The sequence below is a fragment of the Desulfococcus sp. genome (assembly GCF_050178255.1).
GTDB lineage: Bacteria > Desulfobacterota > Desulfobacteria > Desulfobacterales > Desulfococcaceae > Desulfococcus > Desulfococcus multivorans.
Genome location: NZ_JBFXGG010000057.1, coordinates 1 through 20597 on the forward strand (window position 1 = coordinate 1; position 20597 = coordinate 20597).

A 20597-nucleotide genomic window follows, 5' to 3' on the forward strand; every position below is an offset into this window, starting at 1 on the left:
GCCAGCAGGTCTTTGATCCGGTTTCGCAGGACGATATGGGGGTCAAACCGCACCCCTTGGGAGGGAAGGCGGGGAAAGGTGACCGGAATCCTGTTGTATCCCCAGAGCCTGGCGATCTCCTCCATGAGATCTTCCGGCCGGAAGACATCCACACGGAATGGCGGCGGTATCACCGTTAAAAGATCTTCGGTTTCATGCGTTACGCCGAACTCGATGGCCTGCAGCATTTCGGAAACGGCGTCCCGGGTCAATATGATGCCGAGATGCCGGTTGACCGCTTGGATTGACAGCGTTATAGGTGAGTTTTCCACCCGAATGGGCCGTTCATCGATGACGCCTTCCACAAGACGTCCGCCACCGGTTTCGAGCATCAGCTGGGCCGCTCGGTTCAGCGCGAACAGCGTGCCTTCGGGATCGACGCCGCGTTCGAAGCGGTGAGAGGCATCGGTGGCCAGCCCCAGTGTCTTTGCTGTTTTTCGGATGCTGACAGGATCGAAATAGGCGCTTTCAATGAGGACTCGCGTGGTACTGCCTTCGATTTCCGAGTTCAATCCTCCCATGACACCGGCAACGGCCACCGGTCCCTCACCATCACAAATCATGAGCATTTCCGCGGTGAGAGAACGCTCCTTGCCGTCCAACGTCGTGAATTTCTCGCCTGCTTTGGCGGTACGGACAACGATACGATGGCCGGCCAGGTGATCGAAATCGAAGGCATGGAGCGGCTGCCCGGTTTCCATCATTACAAAATTGGTGACATCGACGATATTGTTGATGGGACGGAGTCCGACCGACAGCAGTCGATCCTGCAGCCAGAATGGGGACGGTTTGACATGGATGCCTTCGATGAGCCGGGCGGCATATCGAGGGCAATGTTCCGGGTCCTCGATTGTCACAGAGGTCCGTTCGCGAATATTGTCGTCACCGCGCGGCAGCCGGATTTCGGGTCGTACAATTTTCCTGTTCTGGAAAAATCCGATTTCCCGGGCGACGCCCATGATACTCAAACAGTCAGGCCGGTTCGGCGTCAGATCGATTTCGATGGTGGCATCCGACAGGTTCAATGCCTGGGGCAAGGGCGTCCCTGTGGTCAGAGCGACATCTGTGATGACCATGATGCCGTCGCCGTCGGTCCCCAGTTCGAGCTCTGCTTCGCTGCAAAGCATCCCGTCGGACGATTCCCCTCGAATGACGCCTTTTTCGACGCGTTTGCCGTTGGGGAAGACGGTCCCCGGCAGCGCCAGAGGAGAGAGCATGCCTGGGGCGACATTTGGGGCGCCACAAACCACGCGGACGGTCCGATCTCCCACGTCAACGTGACAGAGTTTGAGCTTGTCCGCATTGGGATGGGGCTCCACCGAAACAACGCGGCCAATCCGAACGCTATTCAGCCAGGCGTAGCGATCCTCCACCGAGTCGACCTCGAGGCCGACCATGGTCAGACGTTCGGTCAATTCCGTCACCGCCATGTCGACGGGAATGTACTCTTTTAACCAACTCAGGCTGACTTTCATCTTAAAACTGCCTCAAAAATCTGAAATCGTTATCGAAAAACTTTCGGAGGTCGTCGATGCCGTATTTAAGCATAGCGATGCGCTCAACGCCCATGCCAAAGGCGAAGCCGCTATAACGACGGGTGTCGTACCCCACGTTTTCAAAAACGGCGGGATGGACCATCCCCGACCCGAGGACCTCCAGCCAACCGGTTTGAGAACAGACCCGACAGCCTTTTCCCCGACACATCACGCAGAGGATATCTACCTCGGCGGAGGGTTCGGTAAAAGGGAAAAAGCTCGGGCGAAATCTGAGGGCGGTTTTGGCGTCGAACATCTGATGGACAAAGGCCGTCAGCGTGCCTTTCAAGTCTCCGAAGCTGACGTTTTCATCCACCAGGAGCCCTTCGACCTGACTGAACATGGGCGTATGGGTCAGATCGGAATCACATCGATAGACCTTGCCCGGGGAGATGATGCGGACCGGAGGCTTCTGTTTCTCCATGGTCCGGACTTGCATAGGGGAGGTCTGCGTCCTCAATACGATGGCATCCGAGACATAAAAAGTGTCCTGCATATCTCGCGCCGGATGGTTCTTAGGGATGTTGAGGGCCTCGAAATTATAGTAATCCGATTCCACCTCTGGTCCCTCGGCGATGTTGAACCCCATTCGCGTGAAGATGTCGCAGATGTCACGGGTGATTTGTGTCAGGGGATGAAGGAACCCCCGGGGCGGTGTCCGGCCCGGTAGGGACACGTCAATCCGCTCATCCGTCCCGCGAGCGTCGGATGCCAGCTTCCCAAGGGCATCCTTGAAAGCGGCATCCAACTCGTTTTTGACTTCGTTGGCACGTTTACCGGCGAACGGGCGTTCTGCTGCGGGAAGATTGGAAATGTTTCTGAGGTAACGGGTAATGATACCCTTTCGGCCCAGGTACCGAACGGAGATGGATTTGACGCCGTCGGGATCCAAGGCGTCCTGCAGTTCAGCCAGGGCTTCGGCCTTGATGTTTTCGATGTTCTTTTCCACGGATACTCCCATTGGATCGCCGGTCGTTCAAAGGCCTTTCAGGCGAAGAACGTCTCCGGCGCGATTGATCATCCATCGGCGGTTTTTTGCGATCCCTGATCCGTTCTGGATGGGGTTGGACCCCGCCCCGACGTGATTCAGTGCTGGGTGGCCGCCAGGCTGACGATCTGGGAGAAGGCCGCCGGATCGGAGACAGCCAACTCGGCGAGCACCTTCCGATCCAGATCAATCTCAGCCAATTTGAGACCGTGGATAAATTTGCTGTAGCTAACGTTGTTCATGCGGGCTCCGGCGTTGATGCGGGTGATCCACAGCTGCCGGAAATCGCGCTTTCGGGCTTTCCGATCGCGGTAGGCATAGTTCAGCGCCTTGTCCACGGAGTCTGCTGCCGTTCTGAACAGTTTGCTGCGTCCGCCTCGGAATCCTTTGGCCAGTTTTAAAACCTTGTTTCGGCGTCTTCTTGCCTTAAATCCCCGTTTGATTCTCATTGTACTATTCTCCTGTCATCGTTTTACGCGTTTTTTGATATCGTCAATCCCGTCAGGCTATCCATTTGGCAACAGCAGCCGCAGCTCCCTTTCATTCGATTTGTCGATGATCTGGCTGAGCCTGAGGCTTCTCTTGCGTTTCCGGGTCTTCTTGGTCAGAATGTGGCTCGCATGGGATTTTCTGAAAACAAATTTTCCCGTACCTGTTTTCTTGAAACGCTTGGCCGCCGCGCGATTGGTTTTTATTTTCGGCATTTTCGTATCCTTTCAACCGTATTTGATTCATGAAAAAAGGGAGATACCTCCCTGATTTCATTGTTGGCCACCTAAAATAATAGATGGCGTGAGCCATCATGATCAATGTGCACACGCCACCATAAAACGTCAAAACCGCCGTTTGGCGATATCAGCTTGATCGGTCCGAGGGAAAGTGTTGTATGAACGTCCTGTTATTTCGGGGACAAGATCATCACCATGGTGCGCCCTTCAAATTTCGGGTACTGTTCCACGATGGCGAGTTCCTCAAGTTCGTCGGCAATTCGCTTCAAAAGTTCGCGTCCTTGATCGGAAAGCGTGATCTCACGCCCCCGGAACATGACCGTCACCTTGACCTTGTCCTTCCGCTCGATGAACTTTCGGATATGGCCCAACTTGACATTCAGATCGTGGTCGCCGGTTTTGGGGCGAACCTTGATTTCTTTGACCTGAAATGTACTCTGTTTTTTCTTGGCCTCCTGAAGCTTTTTGGTCTGTTCATACTTATAGCGCCCGTAATCCATAATCTTGCAGACAGGAGGGCTGGCATTGGGAGAAACCTCCACCAGGTCAAGTCCGAAATCGTTGGCGGTGGCCAGCGCTTTGTGGGTTGGAACGATGCCGATCTGATTGCCGTCCGGATCGATAACCCGCACCTCTTTTGCCCTGATCTGGCGATTGATGTTCACCCCGTCTGTTTGTCTTGGCCTAGCTATTCTACACCTCCTCCACAGCTATTGTTGGTTGTCCTGCCCGGGAGATCAGATTCCGATCTTAAACCTGAAATCTCATTCTGCGCTTACATGATATAAATTCAGTAGTGCCATATAAAATAAGGGTAAGAAATGCAAGAAAAAAATAAAGAAAAATTGAATTCGATTGTTCTGCGACAGAAAAACACGGTGGCACGTATATGTTACGGAATTACGGTCTCCGGGATAAAAAAGGACGAAATTTGTAATTTCAGGACGTCTTGACATGCCTGCATCCATTTTTTAAGATACTTCATTTACAAGCTACCGTCAATCCCCCCTATTTGAGGTTGGATGAAATGAATACCCTGAAAGATCAGGCTGCGGAAAATTTGATTGCCGTCCGCAGGAATGTGCCGCTCATTCACAATATTACCAATTTCGTCGTCATGAACGTCACGGCCAATGCGCTTCTGGCCATCGGTGCTTCGCCGATGATGGCTCACGCCCCGGAAGAGGCGGCGGCGTTGGCCGATCTGGCTGGAGCGCTGGTGCTGAACATCGGCACCCTCACACGCGAATGGGTGCCGACCATGATTCTGGCCGGTCAAGCGGCGGCCACCCGAGGAAAACCTGTGGTGTTTGACCCCGTCGGAGCCGGCACCACTCGATTTCGAACCGACACCGCCAGGAAAATTTTGAAGGAGGCCGCCGTCAAAATCGTGCGCGGCAATGCCTCTGAGGTTCACGCACTTTCCGATGTCGAATCGGATAGTTTTCCCGGGGGCAAAGGGGTCGATGCCGTCCATTCAATGGAAGCGGTTCTTCCCGGTGCAATGCGTTTAGCCGACAGGACGGGTGTTACTCTGGCTGTCACCGGACCCATCGACGTCGTCACCGACGGCTTTCGACAAGTCCGCGTCGCCAACGGTCACCCGCTGATGCAACGGGTGACCGGCACTGGATGCACGGCGTCGGCCCTCATCGCGGCTTTTGCCGCTGTGGATTCCGACGCTTTCACTGCTGCTGCGACCGCCCTGGCCGTTTTTGGGCTGGCCGGCGAAATGGCCGCCGCAGGGGCCAATGGCCCAGGCAGTTTTATGGTTAACCTGATGGACGTCCTTTACGCTATGACACCGGAGGCGGTTCGGATTGGGGTCAGAATCGAGGAGGCTTGATGGAATTCAAGGACATCGGCGAGTTCGGCTTTATCCGGAGAATTCAGCGGGGTTGTCTGATTCGACCCGAAGGCGTGAGGTTGCCCATCGGCGACGACGCTGCGGCCTTTATCGTGCCCGACGGCCAAGTGGCACTGGTCACTACCGATCTCTTGGTGGAAGGCGTCCATTTTTTGAGGAATGGTACATCGCCCGAAGATCTTGGACACAAAGCCCTGGCGGTCAATCTGAGCGACATCGCCGCGATGGGAGGGACGGCTCGGGAAGCTTTCGTCAGCATTGCCGTCCCCGGAGACTGCGCTCTCGCGTACGTCGAGGGGATATATCGGGGGATGATATCTCTGGCCGGGGAATTCGGCGTCAACATCCTGGGGGGAGATACCACGGGATCTCGGTCGGATCTGATTATCAATGTCGCTGTGGTGGGGGCGGTTCATGAGCGGGAAATGCTTAGGCGAGGGGGCGCCCGACCCGGAGACTGCCTTTTCGTCACCGGCGCAGTGGGCGACAGCCGAGCGGGTCTCCACCTGCTCAGGAATCGCCTTCCGGCGGATTCGGATGCCTTTATGGAACTTCTGAGCGCTCACCACCGTCCGCGACCTCATCTGGCAGAAGGGCGGTTTTTAGGCAAATCCGGAGCAGTGCGGGCGGCTATCGACATCAGCGACGGCCTCAGCTCGGATCTCGTGCACGTGGCGCGTGCTTCCGGACTGGGTGTCCGCATCGACGCGGGTCGTCTTCCCATCTCGGAAAATCTGAAGACGTTCTGTCGCCGGTTTGGGTTTGATGCCGTTGACTATGCGCTTTCCGGAGGAGAGGATTATGTGTTGGCGTGCACGGTGGATCCGACAAAGGCCGCCGCAGTCGCCCAGGCGTTTATGGCCCGATTTCATCATCCTCTATATCACATCGGGAAGATGACTTCGGATGGCCGCATGACGGTCGTCCAAGGGGGGGAGGTCAGGCCGTTTCCGCCTGCGGGATGGCGTCATTTTTCCGAAACCGAGGAACTCTGATTCCAGGGAGTGCCGAGAAGGAGAGGGCATTTTCAGGTTAACGGTGTCTGTTTCTGATCCTTTTTTGACGGATGCGCTTTTCGAGCGAACCAAGTCCGATGCCATTGATGGTGTACCTGTTGCGGATCGACGTCAGTAACCTTGACCACTTGCCGACAAAGTGAAGATATCGGCCATTCGCGTGACAGCCCAACTGTCCATGCTGAGATTTTGCAAAAACCCACAGTGTCCGCCGTACCGGGTTCGTTCGATGAGAAGCCGATCGGATGCGGGTAGCCCATGGAGATCTTTTGCAGGAATCATCGGATCATCCTCGCTGGCGATGAGATGGCAGTGCACGGTAAGCTCTCTGAGAGCGTCGCCTGTAAGGGCATAGCCGTTCAGATAGGTGCGGGCGTCGGGAAAGCCTGTATGTCTCGGCGCGAAATAGGCGGTCATCTCCCACAATGTCCTGAGACGGGATAAATTATCGAGCCCTTCCGTCTCAGGAAAGCAGCGGCGCTTGATTTCGAGTGAGCGTCGCCATTTCTTCATGAAATAGTCGTGGTAGATCCGGAGGCCGTTCTCGAGAACCGCCATGGTTCGTAGCGGATTCAGGACCGGACTGACGGCGACCACGCGGTCGATGGACATGTTCGCTTCGGCGGCTCCGGCCGCGATCCTCAGAGCGAAATTGCCTCCCAGCGAGAAGCCCCCCACGAAGAGGCGTCGGCAAAAAAAGCGTTCCTGTACCGCTTTGACCGCGCCGATCACCTCTTCGATTCGGCAGGAGTGAAAGAGGCCGGGGTTGAGGTGGTGTGTCGGCCCGTGGTCCCGGAGATTTAGCCGGAAGATATCGAAGCCCCGGTCATAAAGCCGAGCGGCGCTTGATATCATATAGGTCGACTCGCTGCTGCCCTCCCATCCATGGATGAGGATGACCATTCCCCGGCTGCCGTCCGTTTGGGGTGTGTGGGTCCCCTGGAGTCGGACGTCGTTTCCGCAATCCAGAATGATTGTTCGGGATCGTGCAAGAAAGTGCCTGGCCCTGTGCCGTATCCAGAGCCGCCGAAGCTTGATGCCGGCGGCGATGGATTGGATATGGGCGTTTTTCATCAGCACGTGAGGGGTGAACCCTGTCTCCCGGGAGCGCCTGGTCCAGGCGGATAGGGTCGCGGACATTATTTTCCCGCCACCTCCTTGCCGCAGTGCTTGCAGATCCTTGCCCGGCTTTTGATGATTTCTGCACAAAACGGACACTCCCGGGTGAAGTGACGTTCGTGGATCTTCTGAACCGCTTTATGGACGGTTTCCTGGAGTTTTTCGTTGCCGAAGCGAGCGTTTTTCAGGGCATCGACGGCATCTACCGGTCCGATATCACCGATCATTTCAGCAGCCTTGAGACGGACTCGGACCGGCTGACCCGAATCCAGAAGCAATCTGAGAATATCAACTGTGTTTTCATTGACATAGCAGTCAGCGAGGATTGAAAAACCCTTCTTGATGTTCTCCTTCAGCATTTCTTCCTGGAGCATCTCCTGGTTGTCGATGATCTGGCCTGTTCCGCCGACGGGGCTGAATACGGGCATGCACTCGAAGCTTTCCGCCCCCAGATAACAGATGCAGCGGTACGAGGCGAGATGACCGTAATTCTCCTCGATATTCTGCCACCCATTTGTATAGAGAGGGCAGTCGTCGTTGAAGCAGACGAAGAGGTATGGAACGCCCCAGCCCAATCCATCGCTGTAGTTGATAGGCGGGACCTCCCAGACGCTCATCTCCTGGCCGCAATGGGGGCATTTGGGTTTTTCTTCCGCCATCATCCTTTCCATGAACTGTTCCTTGGTCTCTATGGCCATCTATAAACCTCCGTGATTGGCGGTTTCGAAAACGTTCGCTATTCATGTTCCGAGACGCCCCTGAACCGCGGGACTCTTTTTTTGTGCGACGGGGCTTCTCGGCGTTTGCAGGCTTGAATTTCGACCGGTTTTTGGAAACCGTCTGAAAACTGACGTTATTGCAAGGTTAAAAAAAAATGTTACGGGAAACGCAACCCACAATCTAAACTTATTAGAATATACAACTATCGTCTTTACAGCAAGCGTTATGTCCAACCTGGTGAAGAAAAGCCTTTCGAAGGCCGGTCTGCTCAGGTTAATGGGTTATAAGCGATAGGGTTTCTGGGGATGAACGTTTGACAGGCGAAGGGGTTTTTGGTACCTTGTCGTGCCAGATAATAACATCCAATTCGGCAGGAACCGCCATGAACGTCACCGCCAAAGATGTCATGACGCCCCGGTTTCATACCCTGACGCCGGAGATGCCTATTTCCGAAGCGGTCAGATCCTTCAAGGCAGCAACCGAATCCGAGGGGCGTAAAATTTTCGGGATGCTTGTCACGGACTCGATCGGCCGCATGGTCGGTATGCTCTCCATGTACGATATCCTTCTCTTTATCCAACCCAAGCATGTTCATATCTGGGGGGGGATGGACGATGTGGATATCGTCGGTCTGGTGGACGACGCCTGCCGTCGTGCCGGAACCATTCTCGTGGGCGACATCATGACCACCGAAGTCATCTCCATTACGCCCGACACCCACCTCATGGCGGTACTCGACATCATGATCAAGAAACACATTCGCCGGATACCGGTGATTCACGACAACAGGATCGTGGGGATCGTCTATATATCCGATCTGTTTTACCATCTGGTCGACAAGATGATGTAGCGAGCCGGTACGATGGGGCTTGTCTCGCCGACAACCCTTCTGTGGATGTTCCACGTGGAACTTACGGCGCAAGGGGGTCGAATCATGGGCATCATCCAAAAAAACACTATCCTGTCGGAATTGACCGTGCAGGAGACCATGCGACGGCAGGTGATCTTTCTGCCCACGGAGGCCAACCTGGGGGCTGCCGTCAATCGATTCATCAAGTTCAAGGTGAATGCGATTCTGGTTGTCAATGAAGAAAACATGGCCTGCATGGGCGTAGTTTCCAAAACGGATGTAATGGGAGCCTATTACGCGGGCCTTCCCATCGATTCACATGTGGCGGACGTCATGGTTTCTCCGCCGCTTTTCTGCCGAATGGCGGATACGCTCGAGGCGGCCCTGGAGAAGATGCGGCATCACGGGGTCTACCGTCTCTATGTCCGAGGGAGCGGCGGCAAACCGGCAGGGGTGATCGCCTATCCCGACATCGTGGGCATCCTTTACCAATATTGTCATCAGTGCAAGTTCAGCAGGTTGCGTCGAACCGACAAAACAGGCGAAGATCCGATTCTTCGGTTCCGGGTGAAAGAGGTCATGACCGCGTCGGTCCGCTCCCATGGGGCGGACGCGCCGCTTGTTCAACTGATGGAGAGCTTGTCGGAATATCGGATGGGTGCTGTTCTGATTACCGACGACCGGGGGCGGGGGGTAGGCGTGGTTTCCAAAACAGACCTGGTCCTGGCTTACAAGCATGGTTGTGATCCGGGCGCTCCCGCCCAGGCCATCATGACCTCGCCGGTCCGATCCTGCGAAGAGACGGAATATCTGGAGACCGCGATTCGGAAACTGATTTTTTCCCAGATCCATCGTATTTTTGCCTTCAGGGAGGATCCGTCCCGAATAACCGGCGTGCTGTCCCTTTCGGATGCAGCTCGGATCCGGTCCGGCTCTTGCCATGCCTGCGTGAGCAGCCGCATCAAGGTGGACGCGCCGGTCTAAAGCCGCTGCGGCACCGGACATCCGGTGCCGCCGTATCGGCCGGCGAACAGGCCTCTAACTGCCGGATTTATGATGATAGCGCTTTTCCTTCCCGTGGGCGGCCTTGAATTCATGCCATTCACCTTGGCTGATGCTGCCGTCCTGGTTCACGTCAACGGCATCGAAGATCGATTTGTCCGATTCGGGGAAGCGGCTCTGGAATTCTTCCCGGCTGAGTGCGTTATCCCCGTTCTTGTCGATTTGCCCAATAGGGATCATGTAGGGCGCCGGGTCCGGCAGGTCGGCCTGATGATATCGACCTTTTCCGTTTTTCTGGGGCCCGGCCATTCCGTGAGCCGCCTTGAAGTCATGCCATTCCTTTTGTTCGACAAGGCCGCTGTCATCGGTGTCCAATGCATCAAATATTTTGCGGTCCTTGTCGCCGAAATGGTCGTTGTACTCCGACCAGTTGAGGGCGCCGTCGCCGTCGGTGTCAATGCTGTTGAAACGAATCTCGTATTTTTTCAGATCCATCCCGCCGGTCATGGCGCCATGACCGGAGTCGGATTCGGCAGCCCATGCGCCCCCGGGGGTTAAGGCCAGCATCGCTGATATCAGAACAGCGTAAAGGGTCTTCATGACAGTCTCTCCTTTCATATCTGCATAGCGGTTGTGGTCGTGTCGGCGTTTTTTCGAATCGCATAAAAACGCCCAACTCGGTGAAAATAAGCCTTTGAAGAGTGTTCGTCAAACGTCCTTCCCGGCTGAGGATGCAGACATCAGCTGAAGTATTTCATGAACTGAACCCGCTCATAGACCGCCGGGTTGTCGGCTTTAGCCTGGCTGAGTTTCCCCTGAAAATCCGAGAGACGGGAATATTCGTGCGCGGCCATCCAGTTTTTCAGGGCCGCGATCATCTCCTGCAGATAATCTATCCCGTTCTGATAGAGGGCGGAGACGACCTGGACGACCTGAGCGCCGGCCAGAAGCTGTTTGATCACGGCGTTGCCGTCGTGGACGCCGGTTGAGGCGGCGAGGTCACAATTGACCCGTTGGCTCATCATGGCGATCCACCTCAGGGAAACCGCCAGATCCGCGGGTGTGCTGAAAACAAAAGAGGGCTTTATTTTCATATGCTCAATGTCGAAGTCGGGGCTGAAAAAACGGTTGAACAATACCAGACCGCTAACGCCCGATTGGGAAAGTTTCTGGATCATCTGCCCCAGGCTTGAAAAATAATAACTGATCTTGAGAGCGACCGGAATGGAAACGGTTTTCAGGACTTTTTCGATGACGTTGAAATACATGTGCTCCAAATCCTGATGGGATCGACTCAAGTCAGATGGCAGGAAAAACATGTTCAGTTCGACGGCGTCAGCGCCGGCATCCTGAAGCCGGCGGGCAAAAGCGACCCATTCGTGGGAGTAGACGCAATTGATGCTCGCGATCACCGGAATGGACACCGTTTTTTTGGATGCCTTGATGAGATCGATATACCGGTTCAGCTTTTTCCCCTTGAGGTGGAAATCGTAATAATCAAACTGATCCGTATTGATGCCGAGCGATTCGGCTTCTTTCAGGATATCCTCATACTCGAAGACGATCTCCTCTTCGAAAATCGACTTCAAAACAACGGCCCCGGCCCCGGCTTGTTCGATTTTCTGAATTTTTTCGACGCTGTCGGTCAGGCCGGAGCTGCCGACAATAATGGGATTTTGAAGCGGGATGCCCAGATAGGTCGTGCTGAGATTCATGTCTGTTCTCCTTTGCAGCGGCGTTATGATGGCACAAGGGGAAAGGAATCGTGGATCTATACTCAGCCTTCGACTTTCATGATGGTGACCGGCACCGGCCTGTGAAATTCGAAGGTTGCGATTATATTAAAATAGGCGCCTGGGGCTGTATCGTCAATCGTCCCCTCATAAAAGCCGTCGGGTTTCCCGGCATTCGATGGATCCCGACGGCGATCTCGTCACGCTTTCCGAACGGTCAGGTAGGTCCATGCGGCTGCGGCGGCCATGGGCACAGCCCCCAGAAGGATCAGAATCAGGTGGGAGGGCATACTGATCCATTCCATCATCCGGATTCGGTCCTGCCCCATGAACTCCAGGCTTCGGGCATGCCAGTAGCCGTTTTCCAGGACATCCCAGATCTGAAGAATCCCTTCGGGAAACAGGTTGGTCAGAACCATCAGCGCGAGGCCGATGTTCATTCCCCAGAAGGAGAGCTTGACCAGTTTTTCCGGCAGGATCCATTGGGCGTCCGTGAGCACGTGGCGCAACCCCATGACCAAAAGGGCCATGGCCAGCATACCGAACGCCCCCAGAAGGGCGGCATGTCCGTGGTTCAACGTCAGGATGGTGCCGGCCTCGAAATAACTGACCACCGGCATGTTGATCAGGAAGCCGAAGATACCCGCGCCAACGAAGTTCCAGAATCCTACGGCCATGAGAAAATAGAATGCCCATTTGTGATGTATGGTCCTTTGTTCAACGCCTTCGACGGTGGGGGTCCCGGTCAGCTTGACAAAATCCCAGGCATCGAGGGTCAAGAGGGTGAGAGGTACCACCTCAAGAGCAGAGAACATGGCCGCCAGGGCCATGGTGAAATTGGTCTGCCCCGTCCAGTACCAGTGGTGGGCCGTACCGATGATACCTCCCGACAGGAAGAGGATCGCGTCCAGATAGATGATCCGCACCACGGTAATGCGCCTCACGACGCCCATCTGATAGAACGTGAGTGCTACCAGAATCGTGACGAACAACTCGAAAAAACCCTCGACCCATAGATGGATGATCCAGAAACGCCACATGTCAACCACCGTGAAATTATCGGTGGTCCCGAAAAAGAAGGCCGGCAGGTAAAAGATCGGAATGGCGGCGGCCCCCAGCAAAAAAAGTTGGGTGATCTCCCGGCGTTTCGGATCCTTGAGAGCGGGCGCGACACCCCGGTATAGGAGCCAGAGCCAGAAGCTGAAGCCCACCACCAGAATGATCTGCCAGAATCGGCCCAACTCGAGAAATTCCCAGCCCTGGTGCCCGAACCAGGACCAGAGGGAACCAAAAATCTGGCGGAGGCCGAAAAATTCCCCCAGAAGGCTCCCCACAACCAGCACCACCAGTGCCCAGAAGAGGATATGGATCCCGGTCGCGTGACCACGGGGCTCTTCAGGATTCAGGGAGGAGGCCAGCAGAAGGCCGCCTGCCACATAGGCGGTGGCAATCCAGAAGATGGCCAACTGGAGATGCCAGGTCCTCAGAATGTTGCTGGGCAGGAACTGGGCCAGATCAATTCCATAGAAATCTCCGGGTTCGGCTCGATAGTGCGCCAGTGCACCGCCGATCAGGACTTGGGCCAGGAAGAGCAGCGCGACAACGGCAAAATACTTGATGGTGGCCTTCTGGCCGGGAGTCGGTTCGCCGGCGAGAAGCTGGGGGTACCCCCCTTCAGGGCCGCCTTTCCATCCGAGATAGTCGAATTTCCCGAAGGCCACCAGGACCAGCGCCAGTCCGGCCAGCAGCATGATGACGCTAAGGGCGCTCCAGAGCACCGCATCGCCGGTCAAATGATTACCGGCCATGGGGTCGTAAGGAAAATTATTGGTGTAGGAATAGGGTTTGTCGGGCCGATTGGCGACACTGGCCCAGGCCGTCCAGGCAAAAAAGGCCGTTAATCGGCGGATATCTTCGGAATCGCTGATATACCGGGTCGGTAGGCCGATGTTGCCGGTCGGCCGGCTGAAATAATCGGTCCAAAAGGTGATCTGACGTTGAAAGGAGGCGGCTTCGATATCCAGGAAGGTCAGTTGACGGGTTTTGGGATTGTAACGATTCTCCTTGAGGAGAGCAGGAATTGCGGCGTCGATGAGAAGCCGTTGTTCACTGTCAAGTTCGGCCAGGCCGTTGTCGAATTTTTGTCGGGCCAGAACCTCGCCGGCATCCATGGATAATTCATGGAGGTACTGAGCGGAAAAATCCGGCCCCAGGTAAGCGCCGTGCCCCCAGATCGATCCATTTTGCATCAAGCCGTATTTCAGGAAAATTTCTTGCCCCTCTTCAATGTCCTGCCGGGTGAAGATCGTTTGGCCATCGGCACCGATAACCTGTTCGGGAATCGGCGGCGCATGTCGATAGGCCTGGACCGACATGAAGCCCAAAACCGCCATGCCGACGACAAAGACCAGAAAAACGCTGCGGCGCCACCACACCGATAGCGATACGGGATGGGAATGCTGTTCTGCCATGATGGTTTCCTTTCTTGGGTTGACGGTGTTTTTCAGAATGGTCGGGAGAACCCTGACCGCTCTCGCTTATCTATATTGCACGGCGTGTAAGAATCAGGACGATTCAGACGAACTGTCTTCAAAGATTATGTATGGATAACGGAGACATGCGTCGGTTTTGCGGCGTTGACGCAATTTATGAAATTATTTTACCTGACGAAGCCCTTTGCAGGCAAGCAGAATTCTGCTGACCCCATGGCAAATAGCCGTCGGATTGCAGTGAATTTTCGATGCCGTTCCGAGGTGGATTGCGCCGGGTAAAACGGCAGGTCTTGCGGGATAAGGATAAAACGGCATTGTCAGATGTCGGCGCTGTCAATCGTTCAACAAAAGAATCGGCTCAGGGAGATTCTTTTTGTAGGGGCTTTGGTGGGAAAACTGTGGAAATGTATTAAAAAAATCTGTCGATCCAACCACAACGATCAAATCCGGATCGTTGAACTCCGAATTTATCGCTTTCATCCCATATTCTTTTTCACAAGGCATCTCGACTTCCGTCAACAGGACGTACATATGTCCCGATATTCGGCCGGCAACAGGGTAAACGCCGAATTTGACGTCTTTACCGTTCTGTCTCATAAGGTCCGCTATATGCTTGACCTCCGATTGGGCCTGAGCCAGGGCCATGCCGTATCCGGAAACAACAACGACGCGCTTGGTTTTTGTCGTGATGTTTGCCTGTGGAACCGCGGACTGCGAAGGGTCCTGCCGGTCCTTGACAATCCTTTCGGGATGGGGTGGTTGATCCGCCATCAAGTTGTTTGTCAGTGTCCTAATCTCCATCTTGTGCTTACCTTCGCTCTGATTGAACCGGAGGGAGCTTGATTTCGAATATCTTTCGATTACAGTCAGTTCAGATGTAGCTTTCGCAGTAGACGACATTCCTGCCAAAAGATGGGTGTCTGCAAATGTGCCGGTCGTCGCAGTTCAGGCACAACCCTTGGGGCTTGAGCGGACTTTTCAGCCGAAGCTGATCATCCGGATCTTTTTTGCGTTGCAGAATCGGCAGGTTGTCCAATGCCAGGATATCCCGCAGGATCAGATATTCCGAGCGACAATTGCCGGTATAGTATGTTTCGAGCTTTTGAACTGCTTTTGGCATCGATAGGCTCCTTTGAATCAAAACCGGGGTTGATCAGGACGAATCGGAGGCGGTTTTTAAGGTTCCCCTCGAGGCGTCCCCCGGGATGTCTCCGTTGCATTCAACGATAACAGGATCAGTTTTACATCACCTCGGGATGTGTCGCTTCTGAATAAAGATGCCTCAAGGCGTTTTCGAACAACGGCGGCTGGGGTGTCGATCTCAATTTTTCGGTAATTTTCCGAACATCCATACTGATTTTATCTGAGTAATCATTGTCGATGTTTCTCAATATTCGGGTCAAGGCCTCGCCGGCCAGAATTCTGACATCGTAGTAGATGTTGTCGTCGGCAAGTATCGTCATGACCTGAGAAATCAGTTCATCGGACGGATTTTGAATCTCTCCGATACGCTTCAGAGCTTCCTCGCGAAGTCGCCAGTTCCCCTTGTACCGCAGTATGCGCACCAGACCGGGCTGACATTCGCTCAGGGTGCCGTTATCTCCGAGTTCCTCGAAGAGATCCAGAACTGTTCCCCAATCGGTAAGGTTTCCAAAGGGGTCTTGCTTCATCGGGTTGCTCCTTTCTGAATTATACTGTTCTAACCGATTTTGATGGATAAGCTTATCGAAGCACCCAGAAAATTTGATTCCGCGAGCTTATTCATTGGTATATTCCAAATATTTATCGACTTGCATTTGCGTCAGCTTGCGAATTCGTCGTGTTTTTTGGGGGTCGACGATATCTCGAGGCCCAAACAAGCGTCGTTCAAGTCGCTTGATTTTCCCTTCAGGTGTGACGACCAGAAAATCGTCATTTCCGTCGTCGTCAAGCACGACAAAATATTTTCCGGAAGCTTTGTTCTTCACGAGTTCCACAGCGAATAACTCCGAGGACGAGGGGTTCATTTTATCGGCGCATCAACAGAAATGCGCAACATCTTATTCTTGGGAGGGAAGCAAATGCGATGCCAATCGGTGTGGCTAACTATAACTGACGGATATGACGATCAGATTGGAGAGCTCGAAACGGGATTGAAAAACGACAAAGGCAAAAACCGCCCGCTAAAAACCTGAAAACGGTCGCAACCTATTTAAATCATAACATATTTAATAAATGGGCGTTTTCGCCCGACTCGGGCGATTCAGGCACTCACGGTGTGGACATCTTCCGAAACAGGGCCCTTCGAGATATTCCCAACAGGCTCGCGGCCTGGGTTCGATTGCCGCCGGCCTGTCGCAGGGCTTTTAGAATCAGGGATTTTTCCAACTGCCGGACGGCTTGACGAAGATTCAATTCCGTTAAGGGCGAGACAGTATTGACATTCGGATCGGGTGACAGGAATTCAAGTGTCCCGAGTGTGACGTACCGCTGCAACACATTGCGCAGTTCACGGACGTTGCCGGGCCAATCATACTCGGTAAGAATATCCATCACGCTGCCGGGGACTCTGGTGATGCCGGAAGTGGGTTTCATTTTACGCAGGAAGTGTTCCACCAGTAGCGGAATATCCTGTTTTCGGGTGCGCAGCGGAGGTAACTGAATCTGAATCACTTGAATGCGATAGAAAAAATCGCTGCGCATTTTCCCATCCTGAACCCTTTCGCTCAAAGCGGTATTGGACGCCGATATCATGCGAAAGTCGGCCGCAGCACATTCTATTCCGCCGACGGGGCGATACCCCCCGCCTTCGATGGCTCTGAGCAATTTTGCCTGCATATTGACGGTCAACTCGCCGATCTCATCCAGAAACAGGGTCCCGCCGTCGGCTAGGTCCAGGTAGCCTGGCGCATCCGCATGGGCGCTGGAAAACGCACCCTTGCGATGACCGAAAAATTCTCGTTCGAACAGGGATTCCTGAACGGCGCCGCAATTGACCGCCACAAAGGTGTTCTTTTTTCGGGCACTGTGGTCGTGGATGGCATGGGCGACCAGTTCCTTGCCGGAACCGGATTCGCCGAATATGGCCACGCTTGCATCCGTGGTCGCCGCCTTCAGAATCAGTTCGTAAACCTCCTGCATAGCCGGAGACCGGCCGAGAATTTCCCCAAGCCGATACCGCTCCTTTAAGGATGACCGCAAAACGCGATTTTCGTCGTGCAGCAAATCCGCCCTGCGCTGCGCGGCGAGCTGCTGCTCTTTGATTTCAGTAACATCCTTGAAGGTCGACAGCAGCGCCGGGCGGCCTTTATACGAAATCGAACTGTGGCAAACCTGGATCCAAAGCACCTTTCCCGATCGGATCAGCCGGTGAATCGCCTCAACCTTGGTCGCGATGACATCAGCGGTTACGATGTCATAGAGCCGGGCAATCTCATCCGCGTTTCCTGCGGGAGGCGTGTGAACCCATCCGTTCACCATCTCTGCAGCCGAAGTCACATCGAAAATTTTACAGAATGCCGGATTGACGTAACAGAATCGAGAATTTTGTACGAGCGTAACGCCTTCTTCGACCTGTTCGGTCAATACGCGATAGCGCTCTTCACTCTCCTTGAGCGCTTCTTCGGCGCGCTTGAGCCACAGAACTCTGCTCAATCGCTCACTGATAGCCCTCAGCAGGCGATCTTCCTCCTCGAGAAAAGCGACGTCGTCGCCTCCCGGCGGCGGCGCCGTGTAGCAAACCTCCACTTCGCCGACACGGCATCCGTTTAACTCGATGCAGGCGTTCTGGCGCCATCGGGTAGGTATGAAATGTCTCGAGGTATACTCCTGCCCGTCGATCCGGATCCGTGCGCAGGCGTTTTCAGGATACTGCCAGGCGGCCGGAATCAGGTCGACGGCGCGCTGCATGATCCATGACAATGAAACATCCTGATTCTCAAATAGGTTGGAAATGCCGTAGAGACAGTTCAGCTCTTTGATCCGCTCGGTAAGAGCGTTCGGTGCGGCGGAAACCGGCAAGGGGTGATAAGGTTTCCCGAGGCCCGGGCTTTCCTGTGGTTTCGCGTCTGAAATTAAAGCGGCGTTCTGGGTATAGGATTTCATAATGATGTATGGTGATGCCAGAATCATTGACGGAGGCGTTTCGTGAATTTTTGAACGCAACCGTTGAATGATCCAAGTATTTCATTGAGCACCAATGCTTGTAAAGCAAAAAAGGGGCCCCGTCGTTATTCTACGGCGGGCGCCGGAGGATAACGACGGGGGGCGAAGGGGAGAAGTGCCGCTGCTTGCGGGAGGTCGACGCCGGCGGCATATCGAAACGATAAGGCTTCTATCTGAAGATGATATCTACGTTCAGATCGTTGGCGATACGGTCCAACCCCCGATCGATGGTATCGAGGGTGACGCTATCCGGCACCTGAACGACAATTTCCATGCTGTAGATGTCGGCACCGCTTTCGGGAGAAGGACGGACCGAGGCGGCAAGGTTTTCGATATTCACCCGATGATCTGCCAGAAAACGGCTGATCCTGTAAACGATTCCGGACTGGTCCAGTCCCTCGACGTGCACCTTTCGCAAGGTCCCTGTCGGCGGAATCCGGGGTGGTCTTTTTGGAAGAACCCTGAGGAACGCTGAAATGTTCTTCTCCCGCTCCAGCCGGCGACAGGCCATATGGAGCGTCTGTTCGAGTTCGTCGCCCTGGCCTGTAAACAGCAGAATCAATGTGAATTCGTCTGCCAGACGGGTCATGGTGGTATTTTCCAGGGTGCATCCAGTCTCAAAAATCACTTCGGTCACGTCGGCCACGATCCCCGGGCGGTCTGTGCCGAAGGCTGTCATGATAAAACGTTTTTCCATTCGTCCTCCATGTCGATATCGCAGTTTTCCTATCCGCAGAGGCAGGGCTTTCGGGCCGCCGTGGCCTCGTCCAGCCGACGGACTTTGGGGGCCGTGGGCGCTTCTCGCAGCAGTTCCGGGGTTTCCACAGCCTCCTTAATGATGATCTTGAAGGTCTCGATGAACTGGTCGAGGTTTTCTTTGGGCTCCGTTTCCGTCGGCTCGATCATAATGGCGCCGTGAACCACCAGGGGAAAATAGATAGTGGGGGGATGAAAGCCGTAGTCCATGAGGCGTTTGGCCATATCCAGGGTGGTGATCTTGAAATCCTCCTGATTTTTGTCGGTGAAGACGCATTCGTGCATGCAGGGTCGGTCATAGGGTAGATGAAGGACGTCCTTGAGCCGTTCCTTGATATAGTTGGCGCTCAGAACTGCATGTTGACTGGCGGTTTTGAGGTGTCTGCCCATGCTCAGAATGTAGCTGTATGCGCGGATCAGGATGCCGAAATTACCGTGGAAGGCGTGAATCTTTCCGATGCTGTCGGGACGGTTGTATTGGAGGGCGTAGGCGTCTCCGTTTTTAGTCACCCGGGGAACGGGCAGAAATGGTTCCAGGTGCTTTCGGACGCACACCGGACCAGCGCCGGGTCCTCCCCCGCCGTGTGGAGTCGAGAAGGTTTTGTGCAGGTTGAGGTGGATGGCGTCGATGCCGATTTCACCCATCTTAACGATGCCCATGACGGCGTTCATATTGGCACCGTCGCCGTATACGAGGCCGCCTTTGCGGTGGACGACCTCGGCCACCTTCCGGATGTTTTGCTCGAAGAGGCCCAACGTGTTGGGGTTGGTGACCATGATGCCGGCCGTCTCTTCGTCCATAAGTGCTTCAACCGCCTCAACGGAGAGGACGCCGTCGTCACCCGATGTCACGGGAACGGGGGCGTATCCGCAAAGGGCGGCGGAGGCTGGGTTGGTGCCGTGGGCTGTATCAGGGATCAGGATCCTGGTCCGCTTTTCCCCTTTGCTTTTGTGGTAGGCGTAGAAGAGGAGCATGGCGGTCAACTCTCCGTGTGCGCCGGCGGCGGGCTGTAATGTCGTTGCATCCATCCCGGTGATTTCACACAAAAACCGTTCCAGTTCGTACATGATCCGAAGGGTGCCCTGGGCCAGGTCCGGCGGCAGCATGGGGTGCGCGCCGGCAAACCCCGGGAGGGCGGCGATCTTCTCGTGGATCTTGGGATTGTATTTCATGGTGCAAGACCCCAGAGGATACATGCCGGTGTCTACGCCGAAATTCCATTGGGACAGCCGGGTGAAATGCCGGACGACGTCTACTTCGGAGAGGTCGGGAAAATCCGGTCCCTCTCCCGCAAATTCGGCGTCCAACGGTGTCGTCTCCACATCGGATTCGGGGATTGAAATGCCGCAGCGGCCTTGCCGGCTCTTTTCCCACAGCAGAGGTTCGTTCATTATCAGGCCGGTGGTGCCCGGGCTTTCGGTCATGATGTCACCTCCTTTACCAGTGTGTCCATATCGGCTTTGCTGTGGGTCTCGGTGGCGCACAGAAGATAATGGTCGGTCAACTCCGGGTAGTGGCATTCGAGGGGGATGCCTGCAACGATCTTCTTGCCGACCAGTTTTTGTTATGTGGATTCAAATCCCTTCGGAAACTCAACGACGAACGCGT

At 54.7% G+C, this 20597-nt stretch carries 21 protein-coding genes; 4 read left to right on the forward strand and 17 right to left on the reverse strand.

The features are described from left to right. From pheT to infC, 5 genes are all read right to left on the reverse strand, one after another. Positions 1 to 1514, reverse strand: a 1514-nt coding sequence (gene pheT / locus AB7S84_RS11285) for a phenylalanine--tRNA ligase subunit beta (protein ID WP_428154518.1), incomplete at its 3' end; no start/stop codon positions are given. A 1-nt stretch (position 1515) separates the two neighbouring features. Continuing rightward, on the reverse strand, positions 1516 to 2523 hold the full coding sequence (gene pheS, locus AB7S84_RS11290; RefSeq protein WP_020875359.1) for a phenylalanine--tRNA ligase subunit alpha: 1008 nt from the start codon (positions 2521 to 2523) through the stop codon (positions 1516 to 1518). Between the two features lie 137 nt (positions 2524 to 2660). Beyond that, on the reverse strand, positions 2661 to 3011 hold the full coding sequence (gene rplT / locus AB7S84_RS11295) for a 50S ribosomal protein L20 (RefSeq protein ID WP_020875360.1): 351 nt from the start codon (positions 3009 to 3011) through the stop codon (positions 2661 to 2663). Between the two features lie 57 nt (positions 3012 to 3068). Continuing rightward, positions 3069 to 3266: a 50S ribosomal protein L35 gene (gene rpmI / locus AB7S84_RS11300; protein WP_020875361.1), complete on the reverse strand. Its 198-nt coding sequence runs from the start codon at positions 3264 to 3266 to the stop codon at positions 3069 to 3071. A gap of 194 nt (positions 3267 to 3460) precedes the next feature. After that, positions 3461 to 3955 carry a translation initiation factor IF-3 gene (gene infC, locus AB7S84_RS11305; protein ID WP_327078315.1) on the reverse strand — a complete coding sequence of 165 codons (495 nt, stop codon included), beginning with the start codon at positions 3953 to 3955 and terminating at the stop codon, positions 3461 to 3463. A 362-nt stretch (positions 3956 to 4317) separates the two neighbouring features. On the opposite strand from infC, the gene thiM reads away from it, so the two are divergent. Both thiM and thiL read left to right on the forward strand, forming a co-directional pair. Beyond that, on the forward strand, positions 4318 to 5136 hold the full coding sequence (thiM, locus tag AB7S84_RS11310; protein WP_020877268.1) for a hydroxyethylthiazole kinase: 819 nt from the start codon (positions 4318 to 4320) through the stop codon (positions 5134 to 5136). Continuing rightward, complete coding sequence (gene thiL / locus AB7S84_RS11315) at positions 5136 to 6152, forward strand: thiamine-phosphate kinase (protein ID WP_020877269.1); 1017 nt, start codon at positions 5136 to 5138, stop codon at positions 6150 to 6152. The genes thiM and thiL overlap by 1 nt, the downstream gene beginning before the upstream one ends. 132 nt (positions 6153 to 6284) lie before the next feature. On the opposite strand, the gene AB7S84_RS11320 is transcribed toward thiL, so the two are convergent. Together AB7S84_RS11320 and AB7S84_RS11325 are read right to left on the reverse strand one after the other, a co-directional pair. Beyond that, complete coding sequence (locus AB7S84_RS11320; RefSeq protein ID WP_020877270.1) at positions 6285 to 7313, reverse strand: YheT family hydrolase; 1029 nt, start codon at positions 7311 to 7313, stop codon at positions 6285 to 6287. Next, on the reverse strand, positions 7313 to 7990 hold the full coding sequence (locus AB7S84_RS11325) for a zinc ribbon domain-containing protein (protein ID WP_020877271.1): 678 nt from the start codon (positions 7988 to 7990) through the stop codon (positions 7313 to 7315). Before AB7S84_RS11325 ends, AB7S84_RS11320 begins: the two co-directional genes overlap by 1 nt. A 404-nt stretch (positions 7991 to 8394) precedes the next feature. Between AB7S84_RS11325 and AB7S84_RS11330 the strand changes: the two genes are divergently transcribed. Both AB7S84_RS11330 and AB7S84_RS11335 read left to right on the forward strand, forming a co-directional pair. Further along, positions 8395 to 8862: a CBS domain-containing protein gene (locus AB7S84_RS11330; RefSeq protein WP_020877272.1), complete on the forward strand. Its 468-nt coding sequence runs from the start codon at positions 8395 to 8397 to the stop codon at positions 8860 to 8862. A gap of 84 nt (positions 8863 to 8946) precedes the next feature. Continuing rightward, positions 8947 to 9846, forward strand: coding sequence for a CBS domain-containing protein (locus AB7S84_RS11335; RefSeq protein ID WP_040415303.1), 900 nt, complete (start codon positions 8947 to 8949; stop codon positions 9844 to 9846). A 54-nt stretch (positions 9847 to 9900) separates the two neighbouring features. Here AB7S84_RS11335 and AB7S84_RS11340 read toward each other — a convergent pair whose 3' ends face one another. The 10 genes from AB7S84_RS11340 to gcvPB form a co-directional block, all read right to left on the reverse strand. After that, the gene (locus tag AB7S84_RS11340) at positions 9901 to 10464 is read right to left on the reverse strand and encodes an EF-hand domain-containing protein (RefSeq protein ID WP_020877274.1); all 564 of its coding nucleotides are present in this window, start codon (positions 10462 to 10464) and stop codon (positions 9901 to 9903) included. Positions 10465 to 10604: 140 nt separating this feature from the next. Continuing rightward, positions 10605 to 11579: a dihydroorotate dehydrogenase-like protein gene (locus AB7S84_RS11345; protein ID WP_428154528.1), complete on the reverse strand. Its 975-nt coding sequence runs from the start codon at positions 11577 to 11579 to the stop codon at positions 10605 to 10607. 218 nt (positions 11580 to 11797) lie between these two features. Beyond that, a complete protein-coding gene (locus AB7S84_RS11350; RefSeq protein ID WP_020877276.1) occupies positions 11798 to 14068 on the reverse strand; it encodes a nitric-oxide reductase large subunit in 2271 nt (756 codons plus the stop codon). Positions 14069 to 14422: 354 nt separating this feature from the next. Further along, the gene (locus tag AB7S84_RS11355; RefSeq protein ID WP_078081356.1) at positions 14423 to 14989 is read right to left on the reverse strand and encodes an NAD(P)(+) transhydrogenase (Re/Si-specific) subunit beta; all 567 of its coding nucleotides are present in this window, start codon (positions 14987 to 14989) and stop codon (positions 14423 to 14425) included. Continuing rightward, positions 14961 to 15209: a hypothetical protein gene (locus tag AB7S84_RS11360; protein WP_020877278.1), complete on the reverse strand. Its 249-nt coding sequence runs from the start codon at positions 15207 to 15209 to the stop codon at positions 14961 to 14963. The genes AB7S84_RS11355 and AB7S84_RS11360 overlap by 29 nt, the downstream gene beginning before the upstream one ends. Before the next feature lie 121 nt (positions 15210 to 15330). Then, positions 15331 to 15759 carry a HEAT repeat domain-containing protein gene (locus AB7S84_RS11365; RefSeq protein WP_020877279.1) on the reverse strand — a complete coding sequence of 143 codons (429 nt, stop codon included), beginning with the start codon at positions 15757 to 15759 and terminating at the stop codon, positions 15331 to 15333. 87 nt (positions 15760 to 15846) lie between these two features. Beyond that, complete coding sequence (locus AB7S84_RS11370) at positions 15847 to 16065, reverse strand: hypothetical protein (RefSeq protein ID WP_020877280.1); 219 nt, start codon at positions 16063 to 16065, stop codon at positions 15847 to 15849. Between the two features lie 274 nt (positions 16066 to 16339). Beyond that, positions 16340 to 17989: a sigma-54 interaction domain-containing protein gene (locus AB7S84_RS11375; protein WP_159449734.1), complete on the reverse strand. Its 1650-nt coding sequence runs from the start codon at positions 17987 to 17989 to the stop codon at positions 16340 to 16342. A 412-nt stretch (positions 17990 to 18401) separates the two neighbouring features. After that, complete coding sequence (locus AB7S84_RS11380; protein WP_428154533.1) at positions 18402 to 18929, reverse strand: glycine cleavage system protein R; 528 nt, start codon at positions 18927 to 18929, stop codon at positions 18402 to 18404. 29 nt (positions 18930 to 18958) lie between these two features. Further along, complete coding sequence (gene gcvPB, locus AB7S84_RS11385; protein ID WP_020877284.1) at positions 18959 to 20413, reverse strand: aminomethyl-transferring glycine dehydrogenase subunit GcvPB; 1455 nt, start codon at positions 20411 to 20413, stop codon at positions 18959 to 18961. Between the last annotated feature and the right edge of the window lie 184 nt (positions 20414 to 20597).